This is a genomic window from Longimicrobium terrae (assembly GCF_014202995.1).
Lineage (GTDB): Bacteria > Gemmatimonadota > Gemmatimonadetes > Longimicrobiales > Longimicrobiaceae > Longimicrobium > Longimicrobium terrae.
The window spans coordinates 1-23,027 of sequence record NZ_JACHIA010000006.1 but is presented as its reverse complement, the minus strand read 5'-3'; the positions used below and the strand labels follow the sequence as shown (position 1 = coordinate 23,027).

Sequence of the window (23,027 nt, the reverse complement as noted above, 5' to 3'; positions counted from 1 at the left end):
GTTCAGTTCGCGGAACGTGTACGCGGCGGATCCGGGACCACAGCCAGTTCCACCTGGGTCGTCCCCCTCCGAACGCGGAACAGGTAGCGCTGGCCGGGAACCGCTGCGCGGAAGAACGTCACCCGCTCGGACGTATCCACTCCGTCGATGGACAGGATCTCGTCACCCGCCACGATGCCGGCGCGGGCCGCGGGCGATTCCGGAACGACGCGGGTGACCACCGGGCGGCCGCCGCCCGGGATGGCCACGCCCATGCCGGTGTAAGCCGTTGGAGGCCGCGGGTTCGGGTTGGTCAGCGTGCCGGAACTGCTGTGCTGACCCTGCACCGCCGAAGCCGCCGGCGGGGTCTGCTGAGCGTGCGCGCATCCCGCCGCGAGCGGCAGCAGCGCCAGCGCGGCGGTGAACGTACCGAGTTTCATCCGGGTCTCACCTTCGTGGATGGGGAGTGGCTGTGGAGCGCGCCCGCGCAACGTAGGCGCGGAGGGTGTCGAGCGGCGCGGCGCCCGCAAGCCGGAACTGGTTGATCAGCAGGGTCGGGGTAGAGTGCACCTGCAGGGCGTTTCCCGCGGCCGTGTCGGACGTGAGCGCTTCCGGGACCGCGTTTTCTTTCATGCACGCGTCAAAGCCCGCGGCATCTTCCACGCCGGCCGCCTCGGCGAATCGCGCCCAGGTCCGGCTCCCGATCGAGTCCTGGCCGGCGTACAGCGCGTCATGCATGGCCCAGAAGCGGCCCTGTCTGGCGGCGCACTCGCTGGCGCCCACCGCCGCGACTGCATGAGGATGAATGGCCGCGAGCGGATGGTGACGGTAGACCACCGCGATTTCGTTGGGGAATTCGGCCCTGAGCGTGTCCAGGCGAAGGGCAAGAACGCGGCAGAACGGGCATTGGAAGTCGCTGAATTCGACGATCGTTACCTGGGGGGAGGAGGCGCCGATGCGATGGCCTTCCATGCCGAACTGTGCCCAGTCAGACACGGTGGAGGGAACGGTTGTTCCCTCCACGGACCTCGTGCCGGGAAAGAACTCGCGGCGGACGAGGATGCCGGTAACTACGATTGCGCAGAGTGCAAGGACAACACTGAGCAGATTCTGGAAAGTGTCCCTGTTGGCCATGGGTATGCAGCACCAGGTTTGAACCCCCTCAGCCGAGGGCGGGGCTGTCCCGGCCTCGGCTGAAGTGAGATCTTGTCAGAGGTGCGGGATGTCCTCTCCCCCGGTCGGAATGTTGCAGACCGTGGTGAGGGTGTATCCTCCCGCCCCGCACCTGCCGTTGTGGGACATGCTGGTGCCGCCGTTCGCCCAGCAGTCGCTCGCGTGTTCGGCGATGGCTGCGTGCATGTCCTCACAGCCGCCGAACGATGACGCGGCAGAGGCGGGTGCGGTGAGCGCGAATCCGCCGACCGCGACGACGGTGGCGGCCAGCAGGTTGAACCTGGCTTGCTTCTTCATCGGATATCGTGGGGAGTGAGGTAGGAAAGGCTGCGAGAGAGGTTGATGTACCTGCTCAGTCCTCGGAGGGCGTATGGGAAGCACTCCGGCATTACCGGTCGGAAGACTGTACTCGGACGAGTTCCCAACGTTATCAGCCGGAGAGCAGGCGTGTCAACGCGGCTTTCCGCCAAGGGGATCCGCACGGAATCTGCCATTCTCCGGGCCGTCTCCGACCTCTCCGAACCCCGCCGTCTCCCATCTCCGCCCTCCACACCTGATCCAACGCCCCGCGATGCCGATTCCCCGAACCGTTTCGCGCCACCTGACCGCCGTGCTGCTGCTCCTGGCGGCCGCCGCATGCGGCGTGGAAGCCGACCCCGCGCGGCGCCGCGACGATGCGGCGGAAACCTCCGCTACCCGTGCCGGATCCGATTCCGCGACCAAGCCCTCGTCGGAGAGCCTGGTCGTCGTCACGGCGTCGGGAACACGCACCTTTACGCTCGCGGAGCTCAGGCGCGCGCTGCCCACGGACACCGCCCTCGTGCGCCACGATCCCGCGTACGAGGGCCGTGCAAAGCGTTACGCGGGCGTTCCGCTGGACCGGCTGCTGGCGCTCGCGGGCGTGACGATGTCGGCGGATGAGGTGCTGTACTTCGTGGCGGCAGATGGCTATCGCGCAACCATGGCCCAGTCCGCCGCCGATCCGCGCATCAAGGGGATCATCGCCTTTGCCGACCTGGACGCGCCCGCCGGATCGGCGTGGCAGCCGGTGCGGCACGGGGCGCAGTCCATCTCTCCCGCGCCGTTCTACCTGGTGTGGGGCCAGACGGGCGCCGCCCCCGGCGATACCGCGGATGCGGCGCTCCGGCGGCCGTGGCCATACCAGTTGGCGCGCATCGAGGTGGTGGACCCGCGCAAGCGCTACGACCGCCTTTATCCGACAGGGGTGAGCCGGGATGATCCCGTGTACCGCGGATTTCAGGCGTTCGTCATCGAGAGCCACGGGGGCGACCAGTGCGTCGCGTGCCACGCTCTCAACCGGCAGGGCGGCAGCGTGGGCCCGGAGCTGAACGTGCCGCGCAACATCACCGAATACCGTGACGCGGCCACGCTGGCGGCGTTCATCCGCAACGCCCGCGCATTCCGCGCGGGGACGGCCATGCCGGTGTTCGAGGGCCGGCTCAGCGACCGCGAGATCGAAGACATCCTCGCCTATCTGCGCTGGATGCGCGGCCACAAGGTCCCGCTCGACAGCACCGGGGCAGCGCGGTAGGCCAGCGATCGGCGGGAGCGGAGTTGCATGCGGCCGAACCTGTCCAGAGCGACGGCGGCGAGTCATGCGCCTCAAACACGGAAAGCCCCGACACGGCGTCCACAGGCGCCGTTCGGGGCTTCAACCACGTTGGGGGTTCCGCGCGGGGCTGGGGTGTGCTCCCTCTCCTACATCCGTTCGTGGGAGAGGGTCGTCGTGCGCAGCACGCGGGGTGAGGGCGACGCGCTGTCCAGGCACGCCGTCATCCCGAATCTGGCGGCTGGCTCCATCCATCAAAAGAAAGAACGGGCGGTGGGGAATGATCCCCACCGCCCGTTCCGGTTGCCGTCCTGCGTGCGTCAGTCGCCCTCGACCGGGCAGTAGTCCTCGCCGCAGGTCAGGAGGTTGGTGACGTACTTGTAGCCTATGAACGTCTGGCCGTTCGACGTCACATGCACCCGCAGCGTGAAGCTGCCATCCCCCGGCACCACGCTGAGGGTCTGCGTGGCGCCGGTGCCCAGCGCGTCCGTGCCGCTGGGGTGATAGGGAGATCCGTCCCAGATCACGTACCACTGGTAGGTGTACGTGCCGGTTCCGCCCGTGGCACCTGCCGTGTACGTGTACGGGTTCTCCGTGGTGATCACGGTTTCCCCGTCAGGAGCCACCTCCAGGACCGGGTACAGCGGGCTGCGCACCCCCACGTACTTCACGGACCACGGAGACGTTCGCCCGGACCGCGATGCCCTCACCCGAAGGTAGAACGAGGAGTGGTTGCCCGCGCTGTAGGTGATGCTCTTGGAAGCCGTCGTGCCTGCCGCGGTCCAGTTTACGTTGTCGGTGCTGGTCTGCCATTCGTACGCCACCGCAGGGCTTTCCACATCGCCGCCGGCGCCCACCGCGGACCACGTGTAGGTGCCGGTAAGCTTGACGGAGTCCGGTCCCGAGATCGCGCTGATCACGACGGGCGCCACGACCTTCAGGTGAAAGTGAAACAGGACCTGGCGGGACATGTAGCTGACGCCGCCGACGCTCTGAATGGTGGTGCAGGGCGAACTCCAGCAGAGACCGGGATAGTCTGACCCGCCGCCGGAAGGCCGGTGGGTAAAGGTGATCTTTTCCAGTTGATCGACGGTGTAGATCGTGTCGTGCACGGTTTCGGTGCCGGTCACGAACACGCCCTTCACAAGTCGCTGGTTGTTGTCGAAGTCGCTCCCGCTGACCCAGGTGCCCGATTCGGCGGTGATGGGTGCATGCACGTAGTCCCATTGGATCTGGGTCGTGTTGTCGGAGTCCAGGCGGTAGACGACCCCGATCAGGCCCGAGTAGCCCGTGGCGTTGCTCGGCAGGTCTCCCGCCGCCACGAGCTGCGAAATCGCGGCGCCGGACGGCGCCCACGTAGTGCCGGTCCTGCGGAACTGGCGCCGCACCGATCGCACCCCGTCCGTATAGAGGACGGTGGCCGAGTTCGCCGTTCTGCCCGCGGAAAGCACTCCCGCATTGCGCAGTTCCAGGAAGAGCGGATCGGCGGTAGCCACCTCCAGAATGGCGGCAGCGTCGGCGTCCGACACCGCTTCGGGTCGCGCGGCGTCGGGCTCCGTCGCGGGCGACGGCTGGGTGACGTCGCTGCACGCGGCCAGCAGCAGGGCGAACAGGGCAACAGCTTGTTTCTTCACGAGCTCTCCTTGGGAGTGTGTCCGGACCGCCGGAGAGTGGGATTCCCGGCGGTAAAGCGTGGGGCAAGTAGATCCGTTTCCCGCGTTGCAGCGGATGGACAAGCAATGCTCCTGCATCCTCTGCCGTTGTGTCTCAGGCGGAGCGATGGATCGACGCTGAAGGAGACGCAATCCTCTTCCGCCCGAATCATCTCCACCGCTGCCTGGCGCCGCGGAATCCATTTTCAGACACGCTGGTGCAGGCAGGGTGATGGGTGCCTGAGCCTGCCGCGCGGCGCCGCGCCGGCGTTCATCGCCGGACCGGCCGGGTGTCGACACGTGCATCCGCGCCGCCACGAGAAGCGCGCGGACATTACGGGCGGCGGGGAATGATCCGCCGCCCGTAGTGCACAGCCGCGTGCGTCAGTCGCCTTCGACCGGGCAGTAGTCTTCGCCGCAGGTCATGAGGTTGGTGACGTACTTGTAGCCGACGATGGTCTGCCCGTTGGACGTCACATGCACGCGCAACGTGAAGTTGCCGTCACCCGGCACCACGCTGATGGTCTGCGTAGAACCGGTGCCCAGCATGTTCTCGCCGCTGGGGTGATAGGGAGATCCGTCCCACACCACGTACCACTGGTAGCTGTACGTGCCACTGCCTCCCGAAATACCGGCATCGTACGTGTACGGAATCTGCTGGGTGATCACTGTCTCGCCCTGCGGATCCACCTGAAGCGGCGCGTACATCGGATTCGCGACGGCCACCGCCTTGACCACCCAGGCCGACGTGCGTCCGGACTTGGACGCACGCACGCGCCACGAGAACGACGTCGTGGTGGAGCTGGTGAAGGTGAGCGACTTGGAGCTGCCGCCGCCCATTCCCGTCCAGCTCGCGCCGCCGTCGTAGCTGATCTGCCACTCGTACGTGTAGCCGCTGTCTTCCGAGTTGCCGCCCGAAGCGGAGGTCGTCCAGGTGTACGTGCCCGTCCAGGGGATGTTGGCCGTTCCCGAGATCGGGGCGGCGACGATGGGCGGAATCACCTTGAGGTGATAGGAGAGAAAGACCTGCGCCGAATTCTGGAGCGTGCCGTTGACCCAGACCTGCGTGGAACAGGGCGACCCGCTGCAGCTGCCGTTGAAGGTGGCGCCCCCGCTGTTGTGGTAGAATGTGAAGTTGTTCATGCGGTCGACGGCGAAGATGGTGTCGTTCGCCGTCTGCGTGCCGGCGCTGAACGAGGCCGCCGACCAGGACTGCAGGGCATCGGGCGCGGTGCCCGTGACGAAGTTGCCCGACGAGCCGGATGCCGCGGCGTAGAAGTTCTGCGACAGGCCGGTCCCGACCGCGGAGCCGATCGGCGCGGTGTACGCGCTCGCGCTCATCATGCCATCGGCCTTGTCGGTCTTCTGCAGGCCGGTGACGGCAACCTGGCGCCATTCGCCGGCATTCTTGCGGAACTCGCGCCGCACCGACTGCGTGCCGTTGGTGAACAGCACGTAGGCAAAGTCCCGCGTCCTGCCTTCGGAAAGCACGCCGACGGTGTTCATGGTGCCCGAGGTGAACAGCCGGTCGGTGAGCGCCAGGTTCAGAATGGCGGTCTCGTCGGCGTCCAGAGACGATTCGGGGCGCGATTCCGCGCGTTCGACCGCGGGCGCGGGCTGCGTGACGTCGCTGCACGCGGCCAGCAGCAGGGCGAACAGGGCAACAGCTTGTTTCTTCACGAGCTCTCCTGGGGAGTGTGTCCGGACCGCCGAAGGGTGGGATTTCGGCGGTGAAGCGTGGGTGGGTAGATACGCTTCGCGACTTAATTGTGCGTTGCAGAAGATGGAAAAGCAAGACTTCTGCACCATCTGCTTTTATGTCTCAGGCAGAGCGATTGGTTTGCGCTGAAAGGAAGTGCAATCCTCTTCCGGTCGAATCAACTCTGCCACAGGCTTGTATCCAAGAAATACATTTACAGACATTTTGATGCAATCAGGGTGATGGGTGCCTGAGCCTGCCGGCGCGGCGCCGCGCCGGCGTTCATCGCCGGATCAGCCGGGTGATAGACACGTGCATCCGCGCCGCCACGAGAAGCGCGGACACAGAACGGGCGGCGGGGAGTGATCCCCGCCGCCCGTTCGTGCACCGCCCCGCGTGGACTAGCCTTCGATTTCGCAGTAGTCCTGGCCGCACGTCAGCAGGTTGGTGACGTACTTGTAGCCGTCGATCGTCTGCCCGTTGGAGGTCACCACCACCCGCAGCGTGAAGTTGCCGTCGCCCGGCACCACGCTGATGGACTGCGTGGCGCCCGTGCCCAGCGCCAGCTCACCGCTGGCGTGATAGGGCGAGCCGTCCCAGGTCACGTACCACTGGTAGGTGTAGGTGCCGCTGCCGCCGAAAACGCCCGCGGTGTACGTGTGAACGAACTCGTCGTTGATCACCGTGTCGCCGTCAGGGTTCACCTGAAGGGGCGCGTACAGCGGGTTGGCGACGGTGACGGACTTGGTGGACCATCCCGACGTGCGCCCGGACTTGGAGGCGCGCACCCTCAGCGTGAACGGCGTGGTGGACGAGCTGGTGAAGTTGAGCGTGCGCGATGCGCCGCTCCCCGACAGGGCCGACCAGTTCACGCCGCCGTCGTAGCTGATCTGCCACTCGTACGAGAAGTTGCTGTCGTCCGCGTCGCCGCCCGAAGCCGACGCCGTCCAGGTGAACGCGCCCGTCCAGGGAATGTTCGCGGTTCCCGAAATCGGGCTGATCGTGACCGGGGCCACCACCTTCAGGTGGTAGTACAGAAACACCTGCTGCGAGTTGTGGTAGCTGCCGCCCTGGTAGACCTGCGTGTTGCACGGGCTGATGAAGCACGAGCCCGTGTAGGTTCCGCCGTTCACATAGGTGAACGTGAACTGGTTCAGCTGGTCCACCGAGAAGATGGTGTCGTTCGTGGTCTGCGTGCCCGGCGTAAAGATCGCCTGCGACCAGCGCTGCTGGGGATCCAGCAGGCTGACCGTCACGAAGTTGCCGGACGAGCCGGACGAGGTGGCGTACAGCTGCTGGGTGGGGACGAGGCCCTGATACAGCGTGGCGATGGGCGCGTTGTACGCAGTGGCGTTCATCCTGCCGCCGTCGCCCTTGGGCGTGCTCGAAAGCGGGGTGGCGGAGGATGCCGTCTGGCTCCACGCGCCGGCGTTCTTGCGGAACTCGCGGCGCACCTGCTGGGTGCCGTCGGTGAACATCACGGTGGCGAACTCGGGGGTCCTGCCCTCGGACAGCACGCCCACGCTGTTCATGGTGCCCGAGGTGATGAGCGGGTCGGTCAGGGCCACGGCGAGGATGGCGGACACATCGGCGTCCAGCGACGACTCGGGGCGCGCATCTCCGCTCTCTACCGCCGGTGCCGGCTGGGTGATGTCGCTGCATGCCGCCAGCAGCAGGGCGAACAGGGCAACTGCTTGTTTCTTCACGATCTACTCCTCTAGCCGTGTAGGGGACCCGCCGGGCGGGAGGGAGAGCCCGGCCTGAAGTGCTCGATGTGCACACACTTCACGCCTTTAGTATACCGAATATAAGGCGAAGGGTCAAGCGGGAAACGGCTTGGATTCATGGCCGTTTTGGGACGCTTGCTTCGGGTTCCGGCGAGATGAATCCTCTCCGTTCACCTTTGATCCCAAACGGATTGCTCCTGAGAATCGGGAAACATGTCGTGCACGGTTCAGGACGTTCTCTACAAGATTCGAGGTTGCCACTGGAGAGACGTTTGCGGCAGTCGCCCCCGAGCGCGGAGACACAGTCGCGCCGTGTACGGCGACTCCCTGTCGATGCCGACGCAAACGCCCCGGCACGTCGCGGTTGGCGTCGTCCGGGGCCTTGTGACTGATGGCGGGCGGAATGGGGGTGCGCAGCCGCCGCGCTCCCGGAAAGCAGGTCCTTCACCGGACCAGACGCCGGCGGCAGCGGATTCGGCCGGCGCGGGTGGCGGGTCTGGAAGAGCCAGGATGGTGATACGGCTCGGGAGAAGTTCGGGCTTGCTGGAGCCGGTGGATTCGCCGCAACTACGGCGGAACGTCCCCCGAACCGATGGGGGGCTTCACCTGCACCAGCCAGCGGGAACCGGCACGGATTCCTTGCATCGGGACGACGCGTTGGCGGCGGCGGATCTTTGGTTGGGGGTGGCCTGTCGGCCCGGGCTCGTGCAGCGGGAGGTCGGACCTGCCGTCTGGTCCTCCCCGTCCGGGGCCACACGCCCCAACCGTCCCTACTCCAGCGCGGCGGCCACCTGCTCCACCGTGCGCACCACGTCCGCCACGCCGGCGGGCTTGGCCAGAATCGGCACGCCGGCCTCGCTCAGCATGCGCATGGCTTCCGGGCTGGCCGTGTCGCCGGTAAGGAACACCAGGCGGCGGTCCAGCCCGTCCGTGCGGTCGCGCAGCCGCGCCAGCAGTTCGTCGCCGCTTACACCGGGCATGCGAAGGTCGCTGACGATGGCGTCGTAGCGCACCGCGCCTCCGTCCAGCAGCTCCAGCGCGCGGCTCCCCTCGGTGGCCTCGTCCACCTCGTGCCCGCGCCGCTGAATGGCGCGCACCACCACGCGGCGCACGGCGTCCTCGTCATCCACCACCAGCACGCGAAGCCGGCGCGCGGGCGGGTCCTGCGCCTGCTGCGCGCCCTGGTCCTCGCGGGCGCGGGCGGCGGCGGGAAGGTCGATGCGGATGGCGGTGCCCTTTCCCACCTCGCTGTCCACGCGGATCTCGCCGCCGTGCTCCGCCACGATGGTGTGCACCATCGAAAGCCCCAGCCCCGTTCCCTCGCCCGGCGGCTTGGTAGTGAAGAACGGGTCGAAGATGCGGTCCAGGTACTCCGGCGCGATCCCCGCTCCGGTGTCCACCACGTGCAGCGAGGCGCCCTGCCCCGTGGCGCGCGTCCGCACGACCAGACGGCGGATGGGCGCCATGGTCATGGCCTGCTCGGCGTTCACCAGCAGGTTCAGCAGCACCTGCTCCATCTGCCCGCCGTCCGCCTGCACCGGGGGAAGGTTCTGCGCCAGGTCGTCGCGCACCTCGATGTTGCGGGTGCGCAGCGAGTACGCGCGCGTCTTGAGCACGTGCCGCACGACGTCGTTCAGGTCCACCGTCTGGCGCCGCCCCGCGGACTCCTGCGTGTCGCGGGCAATCAGCCGCAGGTCCGACACGATCTTGGCCATCCGCTCGGTTTCACGGGCGATGGTTTCCAGGTCCTCGCGCTCCCCCTCCGGCCGCGGATCCATCAGCAGCAGGCGGGTAAAGCCCAGCACGGCGCTGAGCGGATTGTTCAGCTCGTGCGCCACCCCGCCGATGAGCGTTCCCAGCCCGGCCAGCCGCTCCACCCGCCGCAGGTGCTGCTCGCGCGCCACCTTTTCCGTGGCGTCCTGAATGATGGTGAACAGCAGCGAGCGCGCGCCATCCTGCACCGCGCCCAGCACCACGTCCACCGGAATGACCACGCCGTCGTTCAAGCGCCGCCGCCGCATGCGCCCGCTCCAGCTTCCCTCGCGCACCACGCACTCCTCCGCCACGCGGATGGCCTCGCGCGCCTCGTCGTCCGGGGTAAAGGTGTCCACCGACAGCCCTTCGCGCTGCTCCGGGTCGTAGCCCAGAATGCGGCCGTGCGCGCCGTTGGCGTATACGATGCGCCCGCCGTCGATCACGCTCACCCCCTGCTCGCGCAGCCCTTCCAGCGCCGAAGCCAGCAGCCGCACCTGCCGCTCGCGGGCCCGCTCTTCGGTGATGTCGCGCGCGATGCCGTGCATTCCCAGCACGCGCCCGTTCTCCACGATGGGAGTGGTGGAAATGCTCAGCAGCCGCTGGTCGCCCGCGGGCCCCAGCACGTGCACCCGCTGCTCCTGCTCATCCCCCTCGCCGCGCAGCGTGCGCTCGAACGCCTCGCGTGACGCCGCCTGGTCGCGCGGCGCCACCAGCGTGCCGAAGTTCTGCCCCAGCAGCTCCTCCGCCGACCGGCCAAGCAGCCGCTCCCCCGCGGGGTTCAGCTCGATCAGCCGCCCTTCCACGTCCAGGGCGAAGATGGCCTGCGGCGCCGCCTGCACCAGCCGCCGGTAGTGCGCCTCGGCCGCCGCCAGCTCCAGCCGCGCCAGCCGCGGCTCCGTCACGTCGCGCTGCACCCCCACGAAGTGCGTAAGCCGCCCGCCGGGTTCGCGCACGGGGCTGATGGAAAGGCGGTTCCAGAACGGCGTTCCGTCGCGGCGGTAGTTGAGCAGGTCCACCGTGGCCGAGCGCTCCTCGGCGATGGCGGCGCGGAGGACGTCGACCGCGGCGGGATCCGTGTCCGGCCCCTGCAGAAAGCGGCAGTTGCGCCCCAGGGCCTCGCTCGCCGGGTAGCCCGTGAGCTCCTCGAACGCCGGGTTCACGTAGACGATGGGGTCGTCCGGCTGGTGCGGATCAGTGATCAGCACGCCCTCGGTGATGGCGGCGATGGCGCGGTCGCGCAGCCGCAGCGTGACCTCGGCCTGCTTGACCTCGGTGACGTCCACCATCACCCCCGCCAGCTCGCGCCGCCCCGCGCTCTCCACCACCCGCACGATGTCGCGCAGCCAGACGATGCGCCCGTCCGCCGCGATCATGCGGTACTCGAAGGTGTGCGCCACCCCGCGGCGGCTGGCGTCCTCGCACAGGGCGAGCGCCCAGTCGCGGTCCTCCGGGTGGATGCGGTCCACCCAGAAGGTGGGTTCGGTGGTCCACCGCGCCACCGGGTAGCCCAGCAGGTGCTCGGCCTCGCGGCTCACGAAGGTGAAGGCCAGCGTGCGCGGGTCGCCCTGCCACACGATGGCGCCCACCGATTCCAGCAGCAGCTGGTAGCGGCGCTCGGCGTCGTGCTGGGCCATCACCGCGCGGTGCCGCTCCACGGCGTAGCGGATGGAGCGCTCCAGCATGGTGGCGTTCAGCCCGGCCTTGGCCAGGTAGTCCGCCGCCCCGGCGCGCATGGCCACCAGGTCCGTTTCGCGGTCGCCCTGGCCGGTGAGGAGGATGACGGGGGGCGTGGCCTCGTCCACCGGCAGGCGGCCCAGAAAGTCCAGCCCGGTCTGCGCGCCCAGCCGGTAGTCCAGCAGAACGACGTCGAACTCGCCGCCGCGCACGGCCTGCAGCCCCGCCGCGTAGGTCTGCGCCCACTCCAGCTGAAAGGCGGCCCCCTCCACGTCGCGCAGCAGGCCGCGGGTGAGCAGGTAGTCGTCCTCGTCGTCCTCCACCAGCAGCACGCGGATGGGCGGGTCCACGATGAGGTTAGTCATCGCTGGGCAGCCCCACGACCTCGATCCAGTACGTGCCGAACCCGCGCATCACCTCCACCAGCCCCGCGTAGGTCATGGGCTTGGTGATGAACGACGCCGCGCCCAGGTCGTAGCTGCGCACGATGTCCTCCTCCGCCTCGCTGGTGGTCATGATGACGACGGGAATGCGGCGCAGTTCGGGGTCGGCCTTGAGCGCCTGCAGCGCCTCGCGCCCGTCCATGCGCGGCATGTTGAGGTCCAGCAGGATCACCCCCGGCCGCGGCGCCGCCGCGGGATCGGCAAAGGGCGGTTCGCGCCGCAGGTACTGCAGCAGTTCCACGCCGTCGTTCACGAAGCGGAGGTCTGCCGCCAGGGCGGACTGCGCCAGCGCGTCGCGGGCCAGCAGGCGGTCGTCTTCGTCGTCGTCCGCCATCAGGATCACGATGGAATCGTTGCGTGCGGTCATCGCACCCCCGTCTGCGCTGAATGGGAAACCGGAAGGGTGACCACGAAGGTGGCTCCCTCGCCGGGCGTGCTGTGCGCCGTGATGCCGCCGCCGTGCCGCTCGGCGATCTTGCGGCAGATGGCCAGGCCGATCCCGGTGCCCTCGTACTCGCGGCGGCCGTGCAGCCGCTCGAACGGGGTGAAGATGCGGTCCAGGTAGCGCTCGTCGAAGCCGATGCCGTTGTCCCGCACGCGGATCGCCGTCATTCCCCCCTCCGCCGGCGCGGCGGTGATCCGCACGACCGGCGCCACCCCGTCGCGGTGGAACTTGAGGGCGTTGGCGATCAGGTTCTGGAGCAGCTGCCGCATCTGCGATGCGTCCGCCTCCACCTGGGGGAGCGCCCCGATCTCCACCCGTGCGCCCGTTTCGTCAATGCGGGCCTGCAGGTCGCCCGCCACCTCGTGCGCGACCTGTTCCAGCGGCACGGGGGCGAAGGGGCGGGCCTGCGAGGTGACGCGGGCAAAGGCCAGCAGGTCCTGGATCAGGCTGCGCATGCGCATGGCGGCGGCCTGCATGCGGCGCAGGTAGTCGGCCCCTTCCTCGCCCAGTCCGGCGGCGTACTGGCTCTGCAGCCGGTCGCCGAACGCCTGGATCTTCCGCAGCGGCTCCTGCAGGTCGTGGCTGGCCACGTACGCAAAGTCCTGCAGCTCGCGGTTGCTGCGCTCCAGCTCGCGCGAGTACGCCTCCAGCTGCCCGCGCGTCTCCAGCCGCTGGGTGATGTCTTCGGTGAACGAGACGAGCCCGCGCGCGCCCCCGTCACGGCCGGGAAGCGGAGCGACGGAAACGCTCACCGGCATCAGCGTTCCGTCGCGGCGCAGGCGCAGCGCCTCCAGCCCGCTGATCTCGGCCCCCGCGAGCACCTGTTCCCGCCGGGTGCGGTGCTCGTCGCGGAACCGCTCGGGGACAAAGGGAACGGGGCGTCCCAGCACCTCGTCCGCCGCCCAGCCGAAGATGCGCTCCGCCGCGGGGTTCCACAGGGTGACGTCGCCCCGCTCGTCCAGGGTGATGATGGCCAGCGGCGACGCGTTCACCAGTGCGCGCAGGGCGTCGCCGGCTTCACGCGCCTCGCGTTCGGCGCGCATCCGGTCGGTGACGTCGCGCAGCACGCCCACGTGAATGCGTTCGCCGCCGCGCCGGTACTCGGCGAACGACGCTTCCAGCGGAATCTCGCGCCCGGTGCGGTGCACGCCGCGGGCTTCGGCGGTGCGGACGCCGGCCAGGTGCCCGGGGGTGTGGCCGGGAAGAAGCAGGCGCACGGGCTGGCCGGCCAGCTCAGGCGCGGCATAGCCGAAGATGGCCTCCGCGGCGGGGTTGGCGAAGCGGATCACGCCCTCGTCGTCGATCGCCAGCACCGCCTCGTTGAGCGTTTCCACCACGGCGCGGTAGCGCTCCTCGCTCTGTCCCAGTTCGGCCACCAGCGCCTGTTCGCGGGCCAGCCGCTGGTCCTGCTGCAGCGCCGCGCCCAGGAGTGTGGCCAGCAGCTGCACGGTGTTGACGTCGGCCTCGCTGAAGGCGTGGGGGCGGCCGCAGGTGACGTGCAGCACGCCGTCGATCCCGTCCACGCCGGCAAAGGGGACGGTGATCACCGAGCGCATTCCCGCCGCGCGGCAGGCGTCGGCGTCGAACCCCACGGCCTCGTCCGTGTCGGCGGCGTGGAACAGCTCCCCGGCGCCCAGGGCGAGGCCGGAGATGCCGGTGCCCAGCGGGTGGCGCGCGCCCACGGTGTGTTCGGCGGTGCCGCAGGCGGCGCGGCACACCATCTCGTTCCCGTCCGGGGTTTCGACCACGGCGGCGTCGGCGCGGGTGAGCAGGCAGGCGCGCAGCACCACTTCGCGCATCACCCTGGGGAGCGTTCCGGCGGCGCTCACGGCCTGCTGTGCATCCACCAGCGCGCGCAGGTACTGCTGCCCGGCGCGCGCCAGGCGGCCCGCGCGGCGCAGGTCGATCTCTGCCTGCGCGCCCGCGGCCAGGTCGGCCAGCGTCTGCACGTCCTCATCGGTCCAGTGGCGCACCCGGGTGTCCACCACGCACAGGGTGCCCAGCGACTCGCCCTCGCTGGTGAGCGGAACGCCCACGTACGCCAGCGAGCCGTTTTCGCTCACGGCCGGGCTGTCGGCCAGCACGGGATTGAGGCGCGCGTCATCCACCACCAGCGGCACGGCCGATTCGAGCGCGTGCTGGCAGTAGGAGTACGCCAGCGGCATTTCGCGGCGGCTGGCCCACGGCTCGCCCAGCCCCACGGCGCTCTTGAAGAACTGCCGGTCCTGGTCGATCAGGCAGACCAGCGCGATGGGCGTGTTCAGCAGCCGCGAGGCCAGGCGCGTAAGCCGGTCGAACGATTCTTCCGGGAGGGTGTCGAGCAGTCCGGTGCGGCCAAGGGCGGCCAGGCGGCCGGGGGCGTGAACGATGGGCGGAGAGGTGAATGGCATGACCGCGGCGGGAAGCGGCGCGTCACCCGGATCCCGTGCGGACGCCGGGGAGGCGCCGCGCAGGGGTCCGGGACGGAGCGCCAGGCGTGAAGCAGGGAACGTATTCGGGGGGACGGAGCGGGGCAACCGGGACATTACGAGGGTGCGTTTCCCGATCCACCGGCGACTGGTGCGGGACGGCGTCCGGTGCGGCCCCGGTTGGGGCCCTCACCCCGCGTGCTGCGCGCGACGACCCTCTCCCACGAACGGATGTGGGAGAGGGAGCACACCCCAGTACCGTGCGTTGCGGACGGTGACGTGCGGCGGCGGGCTCCCCCCTCCCCCCAGCCCCCTCGCCCCGCAAGCGGGGGAGGGGGAGCCGTTCCGCGCGGAGGCGGGTTCGGCGTGCGTCCCGGGCTGCCACTTCGCGGTGGAACGTGCGGTTAGACACCGCGAAGCCAGCCGCCGCGGGCTGCATCCTCAACCCGCTGGCGACCCCAACGCAGTTGAAGCCCCGATCGTGGACGCGCCAGCGGTCATGAGTCCGGGGTTCCCGCTTCTGGAGCGGCGGATTCATTCGCTCCAGACTCGCCGCCGCGACCAACTCCGCTCCCCGCGCCGAATCATCCGCCTCCCCCAACCCTCCCCCAGTCTGTTTTGGGGGAGGGTGGGCCGGTGGTGCCGGCCCGGGTGGGGGCCGCCCGCGAACCCCGCCCGTCACGCCTGATCTGATCCACCGCACTCACGCACTCAGCACCCCGCACTCACGCACCCCGCACTCACGCACTCCCCCTCCTGCCTTGTCCCTCGCACCGGATTTGCGTATTTCCCGCCCGCGAAAATCCCCGCGCGCGCGTCCTGCGCCGCGGCTGGCGGCTATCCCAATCCCTCGCGTGAGGACCCCATGATGCGTTCCGTCCGTGCAAGCCTGCTCGCCCTCACCTGCGCCGCGCTGGCGGCCGGGTGCGCCAAGGAGCCCAATCCCGACATCGAGACTCCGCCCAGCGACGCCGGGCGCGCGGTTCCGCTCACGGCCGACACGGCTCCCATGGGCGCGCCTTCCGCGGCCCCGGCGGCCGGCCCGGTGACGGACGCGAACATGGCCGCCATCGCGTCCGCCTCCAACCAGGACGAGATCCAGACCAGCAACATCGCCCTGCAGAAGGCCACGCGCCCCGAGGTCAAGCAGTTCGCGCAGCGCATGGTGGACGAGCACACCCGTGTGGAGCAGCAGATGCAGCAGGCGCTGCAGGCCAAGGGGCTGCAGCCGCAGGACAACGCGCAGAGCCAGCAGATGAAGCAGGCGATGCAGACCGCCCTCACGCAGCTTCAGGCCGCCACCGCGGAGCAGTTCGACGCGGCGTACCTGGCGCACCAGGTGCAGGCGCACCAGACCACGCTGCAGGCGCTGCGCACCACGCTCATCCCCAACGCGCGCGATCCGCAGCTCAAGCAGATGCTGCAGGCCGTGGAACCGGCCGTCGCCCAGCACCTGCAGATGGCCCAGCAGCTTCAGGCCGGCGCCGCCCCGGCCGCCGCGACCGCCCCCGCCGCCGGGGCTGCTCCCGCCGCCGCGGCCCCGGCCGCCGCGCACTGAGCCCGCCCGTCCCGGCCCGCCGGGACGCGTAGAACATCGAACCGCGGCGGACCCCTTCTGTGGTCCGCCGCGGTTTCGTTGTTGCGGAATCCCCGCGCCATGGCGAGCAGACAGGGCACGGGGCACACGTACGTGGGGATTTCGGGATGGACGTACGCCGGGTGGCGCGGCGTGTTCTATCCCCAGGGGCTGGCCCGCAGGCGCGAGCTGGCCTGGGCCGCTTCGCGGATGAACACCATCGAAATCAACGGCTCCTTCTACTCGCTGCAGCGCCCTTCCAGCTACCGCGCCTGGTACGAGGCGGTGCCGGACGACTTCCGCTTCGCCGTAAAGGGAAGCCGGTTCATCACCCATCTCAAGAAGCTCAAGGACGTGGATGACGCGCTCGCCAACTTCCTGGCCAGCGGCGTCCTGTGCCTGTCGCACAAGCTGGGGCCCGTGCTGTGGCAGTTTCCGGAGCGGATGAAGTTTGATGAAGCCCGCTTCGCGGATTTCCTCGCCCGGCTGCCGCGCACGCACGCCGAGGCGTCCGCCATCGCCCGCGGGCACGACGCGCGGCTGGACGGGCGTGCGTGGACGGAGCCGGAGCACGACGGCCCGATCCGCCACGCGTTCGAGGTGCGCCACCCCGGCTTTCTGTCGCCCGCGTTCGTGGACCTGCTGCGGGCGCACAACGCGGCCTTCGTCTTTGCGGACACGGCGGGAAAGTGGCCGTACGCCGAGGACGTGACGGGCGACTTCGTCTACGTGCGGCTGCACGGCGCGGAGGAACTGTACGCCAGCGGCTACCGCGACGACCAGCTGGACTGGTGGGCGGCGCGCATCCGCGAGTGGCGGCGCGGCCGCCATCCCGGCGACGCGGCGTGCGTGGCCCCGCGCGCTCCGGACGACCCCGCCGGCCGCGACGTGTTCGTGTACTTTGACAACGACGCCAAGGTGCACGCCCCCTTTGACGCCCTGCGTCTCGCCGAGCGCCTCCGCTGACCATGGAAACAGCATGTCTCACACAGAGTCAGCAGAGAACAGATTCAGGGATGATCATCCAGAGCGGCAGGGGGGCCGGTCCGTCCATCCCTGCTGTTGACTCTGTTAACTCTGTGTGATGCTCTTCCGTTGTCCCCGCTGTTCCTCAGTGCCCTCCGTGCATCCTCCGTGACCTCCGTGTGAAACGGCAGTTCCGTCCGGGGATGAGATGAAAAAAAGGGAGGCCGCGCACCACGCGGCCTCCCTTGCTTCTGCATCCAATCCACCGAAAAGGATCGTCAGCCGCCGACAGTCAGCGAGTCCGACGACGTGAGCGGGACGTCGAAGGAACCGCCGCTCACCCGCACCAGCGCGTCCGCCTGGCCATCCACCGTGCCGCGCATCTGCAGGCGGAACGTGCCCTTGACCCGCCCGTCATCCACCGATGTGATGGTCACCGAGCCCGAGCGCGCGGTGACCAGAATCGTGGGATCGGAGGCCAGGACGTCTTCCGACGCGCCGACCCGGAACGTCGCCGCGAACGGGCAGGTCAGCGGCGAACTCGTCACGGCGCAGGTGACGGTGCCCACGGCGGGGCTGGCGATAAACAGCAGCATCCCGTCGTACACGCCTTCTGTTTCCTGCGCCTGCTGCCCGTACACGCGAACGGCCTGGCTGTCCGTAAAGGTCGTGCTCAGCAGGCCGAACGCGTACGTGCCGCTGAAGTAACTGTCCAGCGTCACCGGCCCTTCCGCCGCGAACGCAACCGAGTCCGCCAGCGGCACGCCCCCCGTGTCGATGCGCACGTACGAAAAGCGCATCGAGCCGGAGGGAAACTCCGTGGGCCCGGCGGGATCGCCAAAGCAGGCCGCCATCGCGATCGCGGCGGCAAAGGCGCAACAGATTCGAACCAGCGGAGAACGCATCATCATCGGGAAGTCGGGACCGCGGACCGGCGCCGGCGGGGAACCTCCGCGCCGGCGCTGAATCCTATGCGAACGCGGCGCTCAGCGCGAGCGGCTGAGGCGCGCGGGGCTCATCCGGGAGAGCGAGCCGCCAAGGCCGTCCGTGGAGCTGAGCAGCGGCACGTCGAAGGAGCCGCTGGTGATGCGCGTCACCGTCTGCTCGTCCTCGAACAGGTCGGACATCGTGAACTGGAAGTTGCCTTGAATGCGCTTGTCCGTAATGCTGGTGATGGTCACCGAGCCGGCGCTGCTCAGCAGGATGGCGTCGGCGTCGTCATCCTCGCGGGCGCCGTCGTCGCCCAGCACCAGGATGGCGGACAGCGGGCAGTTCTCGTCGATGATCGCGCAGCTCACGGTGCCCACGGCGGGGTCGGCAACCGAAAAGATCAGGTTATCCACCATCGAGCCGGGGCCGTCCTGCTGGGCGAAGATGTACGCTTCGTCACCCGCCACGTCCTGGGTCCGCTGGCCGAACACCGCGGAGCCCGTGTCGAAGTCGCGGGGCAGCACGTCGCTTTCCGCGTGAAAGCTGCCGGAATAGGCGCCGGAGTACTGAAAGTCCAGCGTGCCGCTGTACCGGCCGGGGCCGGTGGAGTTGTCGTCGCCGCAGGCCGCAAAGGGGAGCAGGGCGGCCAGCATCAGGGCGGGGCGGATGATTGTCTTCATGGGTCTGCAGTCACGTAAATGGACCGGGATGATGCCCGGTCCGCGTGTTCGGACCGGGGGTTCCTACCCGTCGTTCTCGGCGGGCAGGGTAAGGGTGAACGCGGCGCCCGTGGCCGCGCTCCGTGCGGAAAGCTCTCCGCCCATGGCGCGCGCCAGCCGCCGGCTGATGGCCAGCCCCAGCCCGCTGCTGGGCTCTCGCTTGCTGCGGTTGGCCGAAGCCAGCTGCAGAAACTCCTCGAATACCGCTTCTTCGCTCCCGGCGGGAAGGCCGGGGCCGGTGTCGCGCACCTCGATCCAGGTGCGGCGCCCCTCCGTTCCCGCCCGGACGGCGACCGCGCCGTGGTCGGTGAACTTGACCGCGTTGCTCAGCAGGTTCACCAGAATCTGGCGCACCCGGGGCGGGTCCACGCACAGGGTGCGGTCCGCGGCGTCGCCCACGGCGGTGTGCAGCTCCAGCCCCTTGCTGCGCGCCTGCGGCTCCACCGCCACCCTCGCCTCGTCCACCAGGTCGCCCAGGCGCACGGACTCGCAGTGAAACTCCATGCGCCCCGCGTCCAGCTTGGCCAGGTCCAGAATGTCGTTCACCAGCTGCGACAGGTGGCCGCTGACCTGGCTGATGCGCTCCACCATCTCCAGCTGCTGCCCGCTCAGGTCGCCCACGATGCCGTCGGCCAGCAGCTCGCTGTAGCCCACGATGGCGGTAATGGGCGTCCGCAGGTCGTGGCTCATGGCGCTGAAGAACCGTTCGCGCCGCACCGCCGCCTCCGTGAGCGCGGCGTAGGCCCTTGCGTTGGCCAGCGCGGCCGCCGTCTGCGCGGCCAGGCGCTCCACCACGCCGCGCGCCTCCTCGTCCGCGGCGGCGGGGTCGCTCCACGCTACCAGCAGCGCGCCCTCGCAGTCCGCGCCCAGCGGAATGCGCCATCCCGCGCCGGACCCGATCTCCACCCGCCCCGGCTCACCGGCCTCCGCCGCCGCGCGGGCGACGGCTTCCTCGCCGAACGCGGCGCCCGGCGCGGCGAACCCCCGGGTTTCCGGCAGCAGCGGGGTGGCCAGCGCGGCGCCGTCCGCCTCCAGCAGTTCCGGCACGCAGTCCCGCAGCCGGGTCCAGATGCGCTCCGGCTCGGTTTCGCCGGCGATGAGGGCCGCGAATCCGCACACCGCCTCCAGCCGGCGGGCGCGCGACTGCCAGGGAGCCGCTCCGGGGTCCGCCGCGGGGGCGTGGGTGGAGCGGGAGTTGCCGTCGGACATCGCCGTTCTATCCTCGTCGGGCGGTTCTCGTGCCGGCGCGGAACCGGGCGGGTGCGCCGGTGCCGCGTGCGCCGGGTTCGCGCTCCGGCTATCTTGGGGGCCGCACTCCGCCCCGGCAAGCCAACCGCACGCACGAGATGAGCCTACCTCCGCTCCGCCTCAGAAAGAACGAAGACCGCCGCCTGCGCGCGGGACACCTGTGGGTGTTCAGCAACGAGGTGGACGTCGCCGCCACGCCGCTGACGGCCTTTGAGCCCGGCGCGTCGGCGGAGGTGCAGGACGCGCGCGGCGCGCCGCTGGGCACCGCCTTCGTCAACCCGCACTCGCTGATCGCCGCGCGGCTGGTGAGCCGGCAGCGCAACCGCCCGCTGGACGGCGACCTGCTGCGCCGCCGCATCACCCGCGCGCTGGCCCTGCGCGAAGCCGTCTTTCCCGGCCCGTTCTACCGCCTCGTCTTTGGCGAGGGCGACGGGCTCCCGGGCCTCGTCGTGGACCGCTTCGGCCCGCACCTGGTCGTGCAGATCACCACCGCGGGGATGGAGCGCGTGCTGGACGAGGTGATCGGCGCCCTGCGCGAAATCATCAACCCCGCCGGCATTCTGCTGCGCAACGACACCAGCGGCCGCGCGCTGGAGGGGCTGGAATCCTACGTCCGCACCGCCTGGGGTGAGGTCCCCGACACGCTGCGGGTGGAGGAGAACGGCGTCACCTTCGACGCCCCCGTCGCCGGGCAGAAGACCGGCTGGTTCTACGACCACCGGATGAACCGCGCCCGCATGGCCGGCTACGTGCGCGGCCGACGCGTTCTGGACGTCTTCAGCTACGTGGGCGGCTGGGGCGTGCAGGCCGCCGCCGCGGGCGCGTCCGAGGTCGTGTGCGTGGATGCCTCCGCCCCCGCGCTGGAGTGGGTGGCCCGCAACGCCGCGCTCAACGGCGCGGAGGACCGGGTGCGCGCCGTCCGCGCGGACGCGTTCGACGCGCTGGGCCGCATGGCCGCGGACGGCGAGCGTTTCGGCGCCGTCATCCTGGATCCCCCGGCCTTCATCAAGCGCCGCAAGGACGCCAAGGCGGGGGAAGAGGCATATCGCCGCGCGAATACGATGGCGATGGAACTGCTGGAGCCGGACGGCATCCTGGTATCCGCCAGCTGCTCGTACCACCTGCACCGCGACGGGCTGCTGGATGCCATGCTGCGCGCCAGCCGCCGCCTGGGCCGCGACCTTCAGGTGCTGGAGGAAGGGCATCAGGGGCCGGATCACCCCATCCATCCCGCCATCCCCGAGACGGCGTATCTGAAGTCGTTCATCGCGCGGGTGGGATGAACGTCGTTTCCCGAGACGATCTTTCCGGATGATGATCCTCGCCGGCCTGGATGATCTTCCTTGCCGGCATGGGATGACGTTCATCCCCCGTCCCTGATGACAGCGGGCGGGGGATGATCATCCCGCTCAGCGCGCGATCCCGATGCTGACGCCCACGTGAAAGCTCAGCAGGTCGGTGTCGCTGCGGGTGGGGTAGACGGTGATGCTGCCGTCGGGGTTGTCCTGGATGTCGCCTTCGCGCAGGTACTCGGCGCGGCCGTTGTTGTGGTAGCGCACGCCCATGTCGAGGGACACCGGCGACGGGCCGCGGCGCAGGGGCACGTACAGTCCCGCTCCGGCGCCGTAGCTGAAGCTGCCGTCGCTGAAGTTGTTGCTGCTGAACACGTCGTCGCCGTAGTCGATGTCGGATACGGAGGATGAGGTCCACAGCGCGCTGTATCCCACGAAGGCGTTCACGTACGGCTGCAGGTCGCCGTCCGGCACGCCGATCTGCGGCCCCACGCCGAACCACGCGATGTTGTTGGACGTCGTAAGGTCCACCAGCACGCGGCCGCCGATGGTGGGGCTCAGCGGCACGTGCTGGCTCTCGTAGCCGTAGACCAGCAGGCCGGCGTCGGTGCGCAGCGCCAGCCATCCGTCGCGGTCCAGCTTCTGGATGAAGTGGATGTCGCCGCCAAAGCCGCCACGGACGTAGTCGCTGAACTCGCCCTGCGTGCGGGCCGCGGCCAGGCTTCCGCCCACGTAGCCGCCGGTGGGGTACTTTTCGCACTCATGGCGCTCGCAGTCCCAGTCGTCCCAGTCATCCTGGGCGGCGAGGGCGGGGGCGGACAGCAGCAGTGCGGACAGGGCGATCAGGGGCGTGCGCATCGGTTCCTCGCGCGTTGGATTTTCCGTTCGATGGACTGCGCCGGCGGCCAGCGCCGGACGCGGACTGGAAAAGCAACCGGCGCGCCCTCTGCTACCGTTGGGCGATGTAGATGCGCGCCATGCGCTTAGGGATTCAGGGCGGGCGGGCACGCGTTTCCGCCTGACCTCTGGATGGGACAGCCATGCTCCGCGCGGAGCACAGACAAACAATCAGTCGCAATTGCGCGATAGGGAGAATGACCGATGGCGGTGGAAATGACGGGCCGGTACACCGGCAATCTTGGCGTGCAGCTGCAGCACGGCCCCTCCGGCGCGGAAATCCGCACCGCCGCGCCGGTGGACAACGCCGGCGACGGAAGTTCGTTCTCGCCCACGGACCTGCTGGCCGCCTCGCTGGGCGCCTGCATGCTCACCGTGATGGCGATCTACGCCGAGCGGAACGGGATGTCGATGGAGGGATCGCGCTTCTCGCTGGAGAAGCACATGCGCGCCGATCCGCGCCGCGTGGATTCCATCCCCGTCACCCTGCACCTTCCCGCCGCGCTGACGGATGAACAGCGCGAGCGGCTGGAGCGGGTGGCGCTCACCTGTCCCGTGCACCGCAGCCTGCTTCCGGAAATCAGCAAGGACGTCACGTTCGTCTACGAGTAACGCCCCTGCGCCGTCCCCGGATATCGGCGCGGGGCGGGACTCGTCACACTGTCACGCGGAGGACGCGGGGGTTGGCGGGGGTGCGCGGAGGAGGTCGTCGATCACCGTCCCCCGCGCCGACCCATCCCATCCGCACGGCACTGAAGTGTGCTCCCTCTCCCACATCCGTTCGTGGGAGTATTCTCCACCGTCTGCGCCGACCCATGGCGCATGAAACGGGAGCGCAGCATTTATAGATGCGGTGTGCCGGTGCGGAGGTCGT

Annotated in this window: 18 protein-coding genes; 5 read left to right on the top strand and 13 right to left on the bottom strand. The window is 69.4% G+C overall.

Annotation, left to right across the window (positions count from 1 at the left end; all coding sequences use genetic code 11):
• Positions 1-2: 2 nt before the first annotated feature.
• The 3 genes from HNQ61_RS11850 to HNQ61_RS11840 form a co-directional block, all read right to left on the bottom strand.
• Positions 3-419, bottom strand: coding sequence for a PDZ domain-containing protein (locus HNQ61_RS11850; RefSeq protein ID WP_170033123.1), 417 nt, complete (start codon positions 417-419; stop codon positions 3-5).
• Between the two features lie 7 nt (positions 420-426).
• Positions 427-1,113 (bottom strand): DsbA family protein, encoded by a 687-nt coding sequence (locus HNQ61_RS11845; protein WP_170033121.1) that lies wholly within the window; start codon positions 1,111-1,113, stop codon positions 427-429.
• A 75-nt stretch (positions 1,114-1,188) separates the two neighbouring features.
• Positions 1,189-1,449, bottom strand: a complete 261-nt coding sequence (locus HNQ61_RS11840) for a hypothetical protein (protein ID WP_170033119.1) — start codon at positions 1,447-1,449, stop codon at positions 1,189-1,191.
• A gap of 274 nt (positions 1,450-1,723) precedes the next feature.
• On the opposite strand from HNQ61_RS11840, the gene HNQ61_RS11835 reads away from it, so the two are divergent.
• Entirely contained in the window at positions 1,724-2,704 is a 981-nt protein-coding gene (locus HNQ61_RS11835; protein WP_170033117.1) for a c-type cytochrome, read from the top strand.
• Between the two features lie 338 nt (positions 2,705-3,042).
• Here the strand turns inward: HNQ61_RS11835 and HNQ61_RS11830 are convergent, their stop codons facing one another.
• The 6 genes from HNQ61_RS11830 to HNQ61_RS11805 all read right to left on the bottom strand — a co-directional run bounded on the left by HNQ61_RS11830 (position 3,043) and on the right by HNQ61_RS11805 (position 14,507).
• Positions 3,043-4,356: a hypothetical protein gene (locus HNQ61_RS11830; RefSeq protein ID WP_170033115.1), complete on the bottom strand. Its 1,314-nt coding sequence runs from the start codon at positions 4,354-4,356 to the stop codon at positions 3,043-3,045.
• A gap of 402 nt (positions 4,357-4,758) precedes the next feature.
• On the bottom strand, positions 4,759-6,054 hold the full coding sequence (locus tag HNQ61_RS11825; RefSeq protein WP_170033113.1) for a hypothetical protein: 1,296 nt from the start codon (positions 6,052-6,054) through the stop codon (positions 4,759-4,761).
• A 420-nt stretch (positions 6,055-6,474) separates the two neighbouring features.
• Positions 6,475-7,779, bottom strand: coding sequence for a hypothetical protein (locus HNQ61_RS11820; protein ID WP_170033111.1), 1,305 nt, complete (start codon positions 7,777-7,779; stop codon positions 6,475-6,477).
• 791 nt (positions 7,780-8,570) lie between these two features.
• On the bottom strand, positions 8,571-11,594 hold the full coding sequence (locus HNQ61_RS11815; RefSeq protein ID WP_170033109.1) for a PAS domain S-box protein: 3,024 nt from the start codon (positions 11,592-11,594) through the stop codon (positions 8,571-8,573).
• A complete protein-coding gene (locus HNQ61_RS11810; RefSeq protein WP_170033107.1) occupies positions 11,587-12,039 on the bottom strand; it encodes a response regulator in 453 nt (150 codons plus the stop codon). The genes HNQ61_RS11815 and HNQ61_RS11810 overlap by 8 nt, the downstream gene beginning before the upstream one ends.
• Positions 12,036-14,507, bottom strand: a complete 2,472-nt coding sequence (locus HNQ61_RS11805) for a PAS domain S-box protein (protein WP_170033105.1) — start codon at positions 14,505-14,507, stop codon at positions 12,036-12,038. The genes HNQ61_RS11810 and HNQ61_RS11805 overlap by 4 nt, the downstream gene beginning before the upstream one ends.
• Before the next feature lie 883 nt (positions 14,508-15,390).
• Here HNQ61_RS11805 and HNQ61_RS11800 point away from each other — a divergent pair.
• Positions 15,391-16,083 carry a DUF4142 domain-containing protein gene (locus HNQ61_RS11800; protein WP_170033103.1) on the top strand — a complete coding sequence of 231 codons (693 nt, stop codon included), beginning with the start codon at positions 15,391-15,393 and terminating at the stop codon, positions 16,081-16,083.
• A gap of 99 nt (positions 16,084-16,182) precedes the next feature.
• Positions 16,183-17,067, top strand: coding sequence for a DUF72 domain-containing protein (locus HNQ61_RS11795; protein ID WP_170033101.1), 885 nt, complete (start codon positions 16,183-16,185; stop codon positions 17,065-17,067).
• 278 nt (positions 17,068-17,345) lie between these two features.
• Here HNQ61_RS11795 and HNQ61_RS11790 read toward each other — a convergent pair whose 3' ends face one another.
• The 3 genes from HNQ61_RS11790 to HNQ61_RS11780 form a co-directional block, all read right to left on the bottom strand.
• Positions 17,346-17,975, bottom strand: a complete 630-nt coding sequence (locus HNQ61_RS11790) for a hypothetical protein (protein ID WP_221305264.1) — start codon at positions 17,973-17,975, stop codon at positions 17,346-17,348.
• A gap of 78 nt (positions 17,976-18,053) precedes the next feature.
• Positions 18,054-18,677, bottom strand: a complete 624-nt coding sequence (locus HNQ61_RS11785; RefSeq protein WP_170033097.1) for a hypothetical protein — start codon at positions 18,675-18,677, stop codon at positions 18,054-18,056.
• A gap of 63 nt (positions 18,678-18,740) precedes the next feature.
• Positions 18,741-19,925 carry a sensor histidine kinase gene (locus tag HNQ61_RS11780; RefSeq protein ID WP_170033095.1) on the bottom strand — a complete coding sequence of 395 codons (1,185 nt, stop codon included), beginning with the start codon at positions 19,923-19,925 and terminating at the stop codon, positions 18,741-18,743.
• 137 nt (positions 19,926-20,062) lie between these two features.
• On the opposite strand from HNQ61_RS11780, the gene HNQ61_RS11775 reads away from it, so the two are divergent.
• Positions 20,063-21,247, top strand: a complete 1,185-nt coding sequence (locus tag HNQ61_RS11775; protein ID WP_170033093.1) for a class I SAM-dependent rRNA methyltransferase — start codon at positions 20,063-20,065, stop codon at positions 21,245-21,247.
• 126 nt (positions 21,248-21,373) lie between these two features.
• On the opposite strand, the gene HNQ61_RS11770 is transcribed toward HNQ61_RS11775, so the two are convergent.
• Positions 21,374-22,114, bottom strand: a complete 741-nt coding sequence (locus tag HNQ61_RS11770; protein ID WP_170033091.1) for an outer membrane beta-barrel protein — start codon at positions 22,112-22,114, stop codon at positions 21,374-21,376.
• Between the two features lie 243 nt (positions 22,115-22,357).
• Here HNQ61_RS11770 and HNQ61_RS11765 point away from each other — a divergent pair, with 243 nt between their 5' ends.
• Positions 22,358-22,765, top strand: coding sequence for an OsmC family protein (locus HNQ61_RS11765; RefSeq protein WP_170033089.1), 408 nt, complete (start codon positions 22,358-22,360; stop codon positions 22,763-22,765).
• The last annotated feature ends 262 nt before the right edge of the window (positions 22,766-23,027 follow it).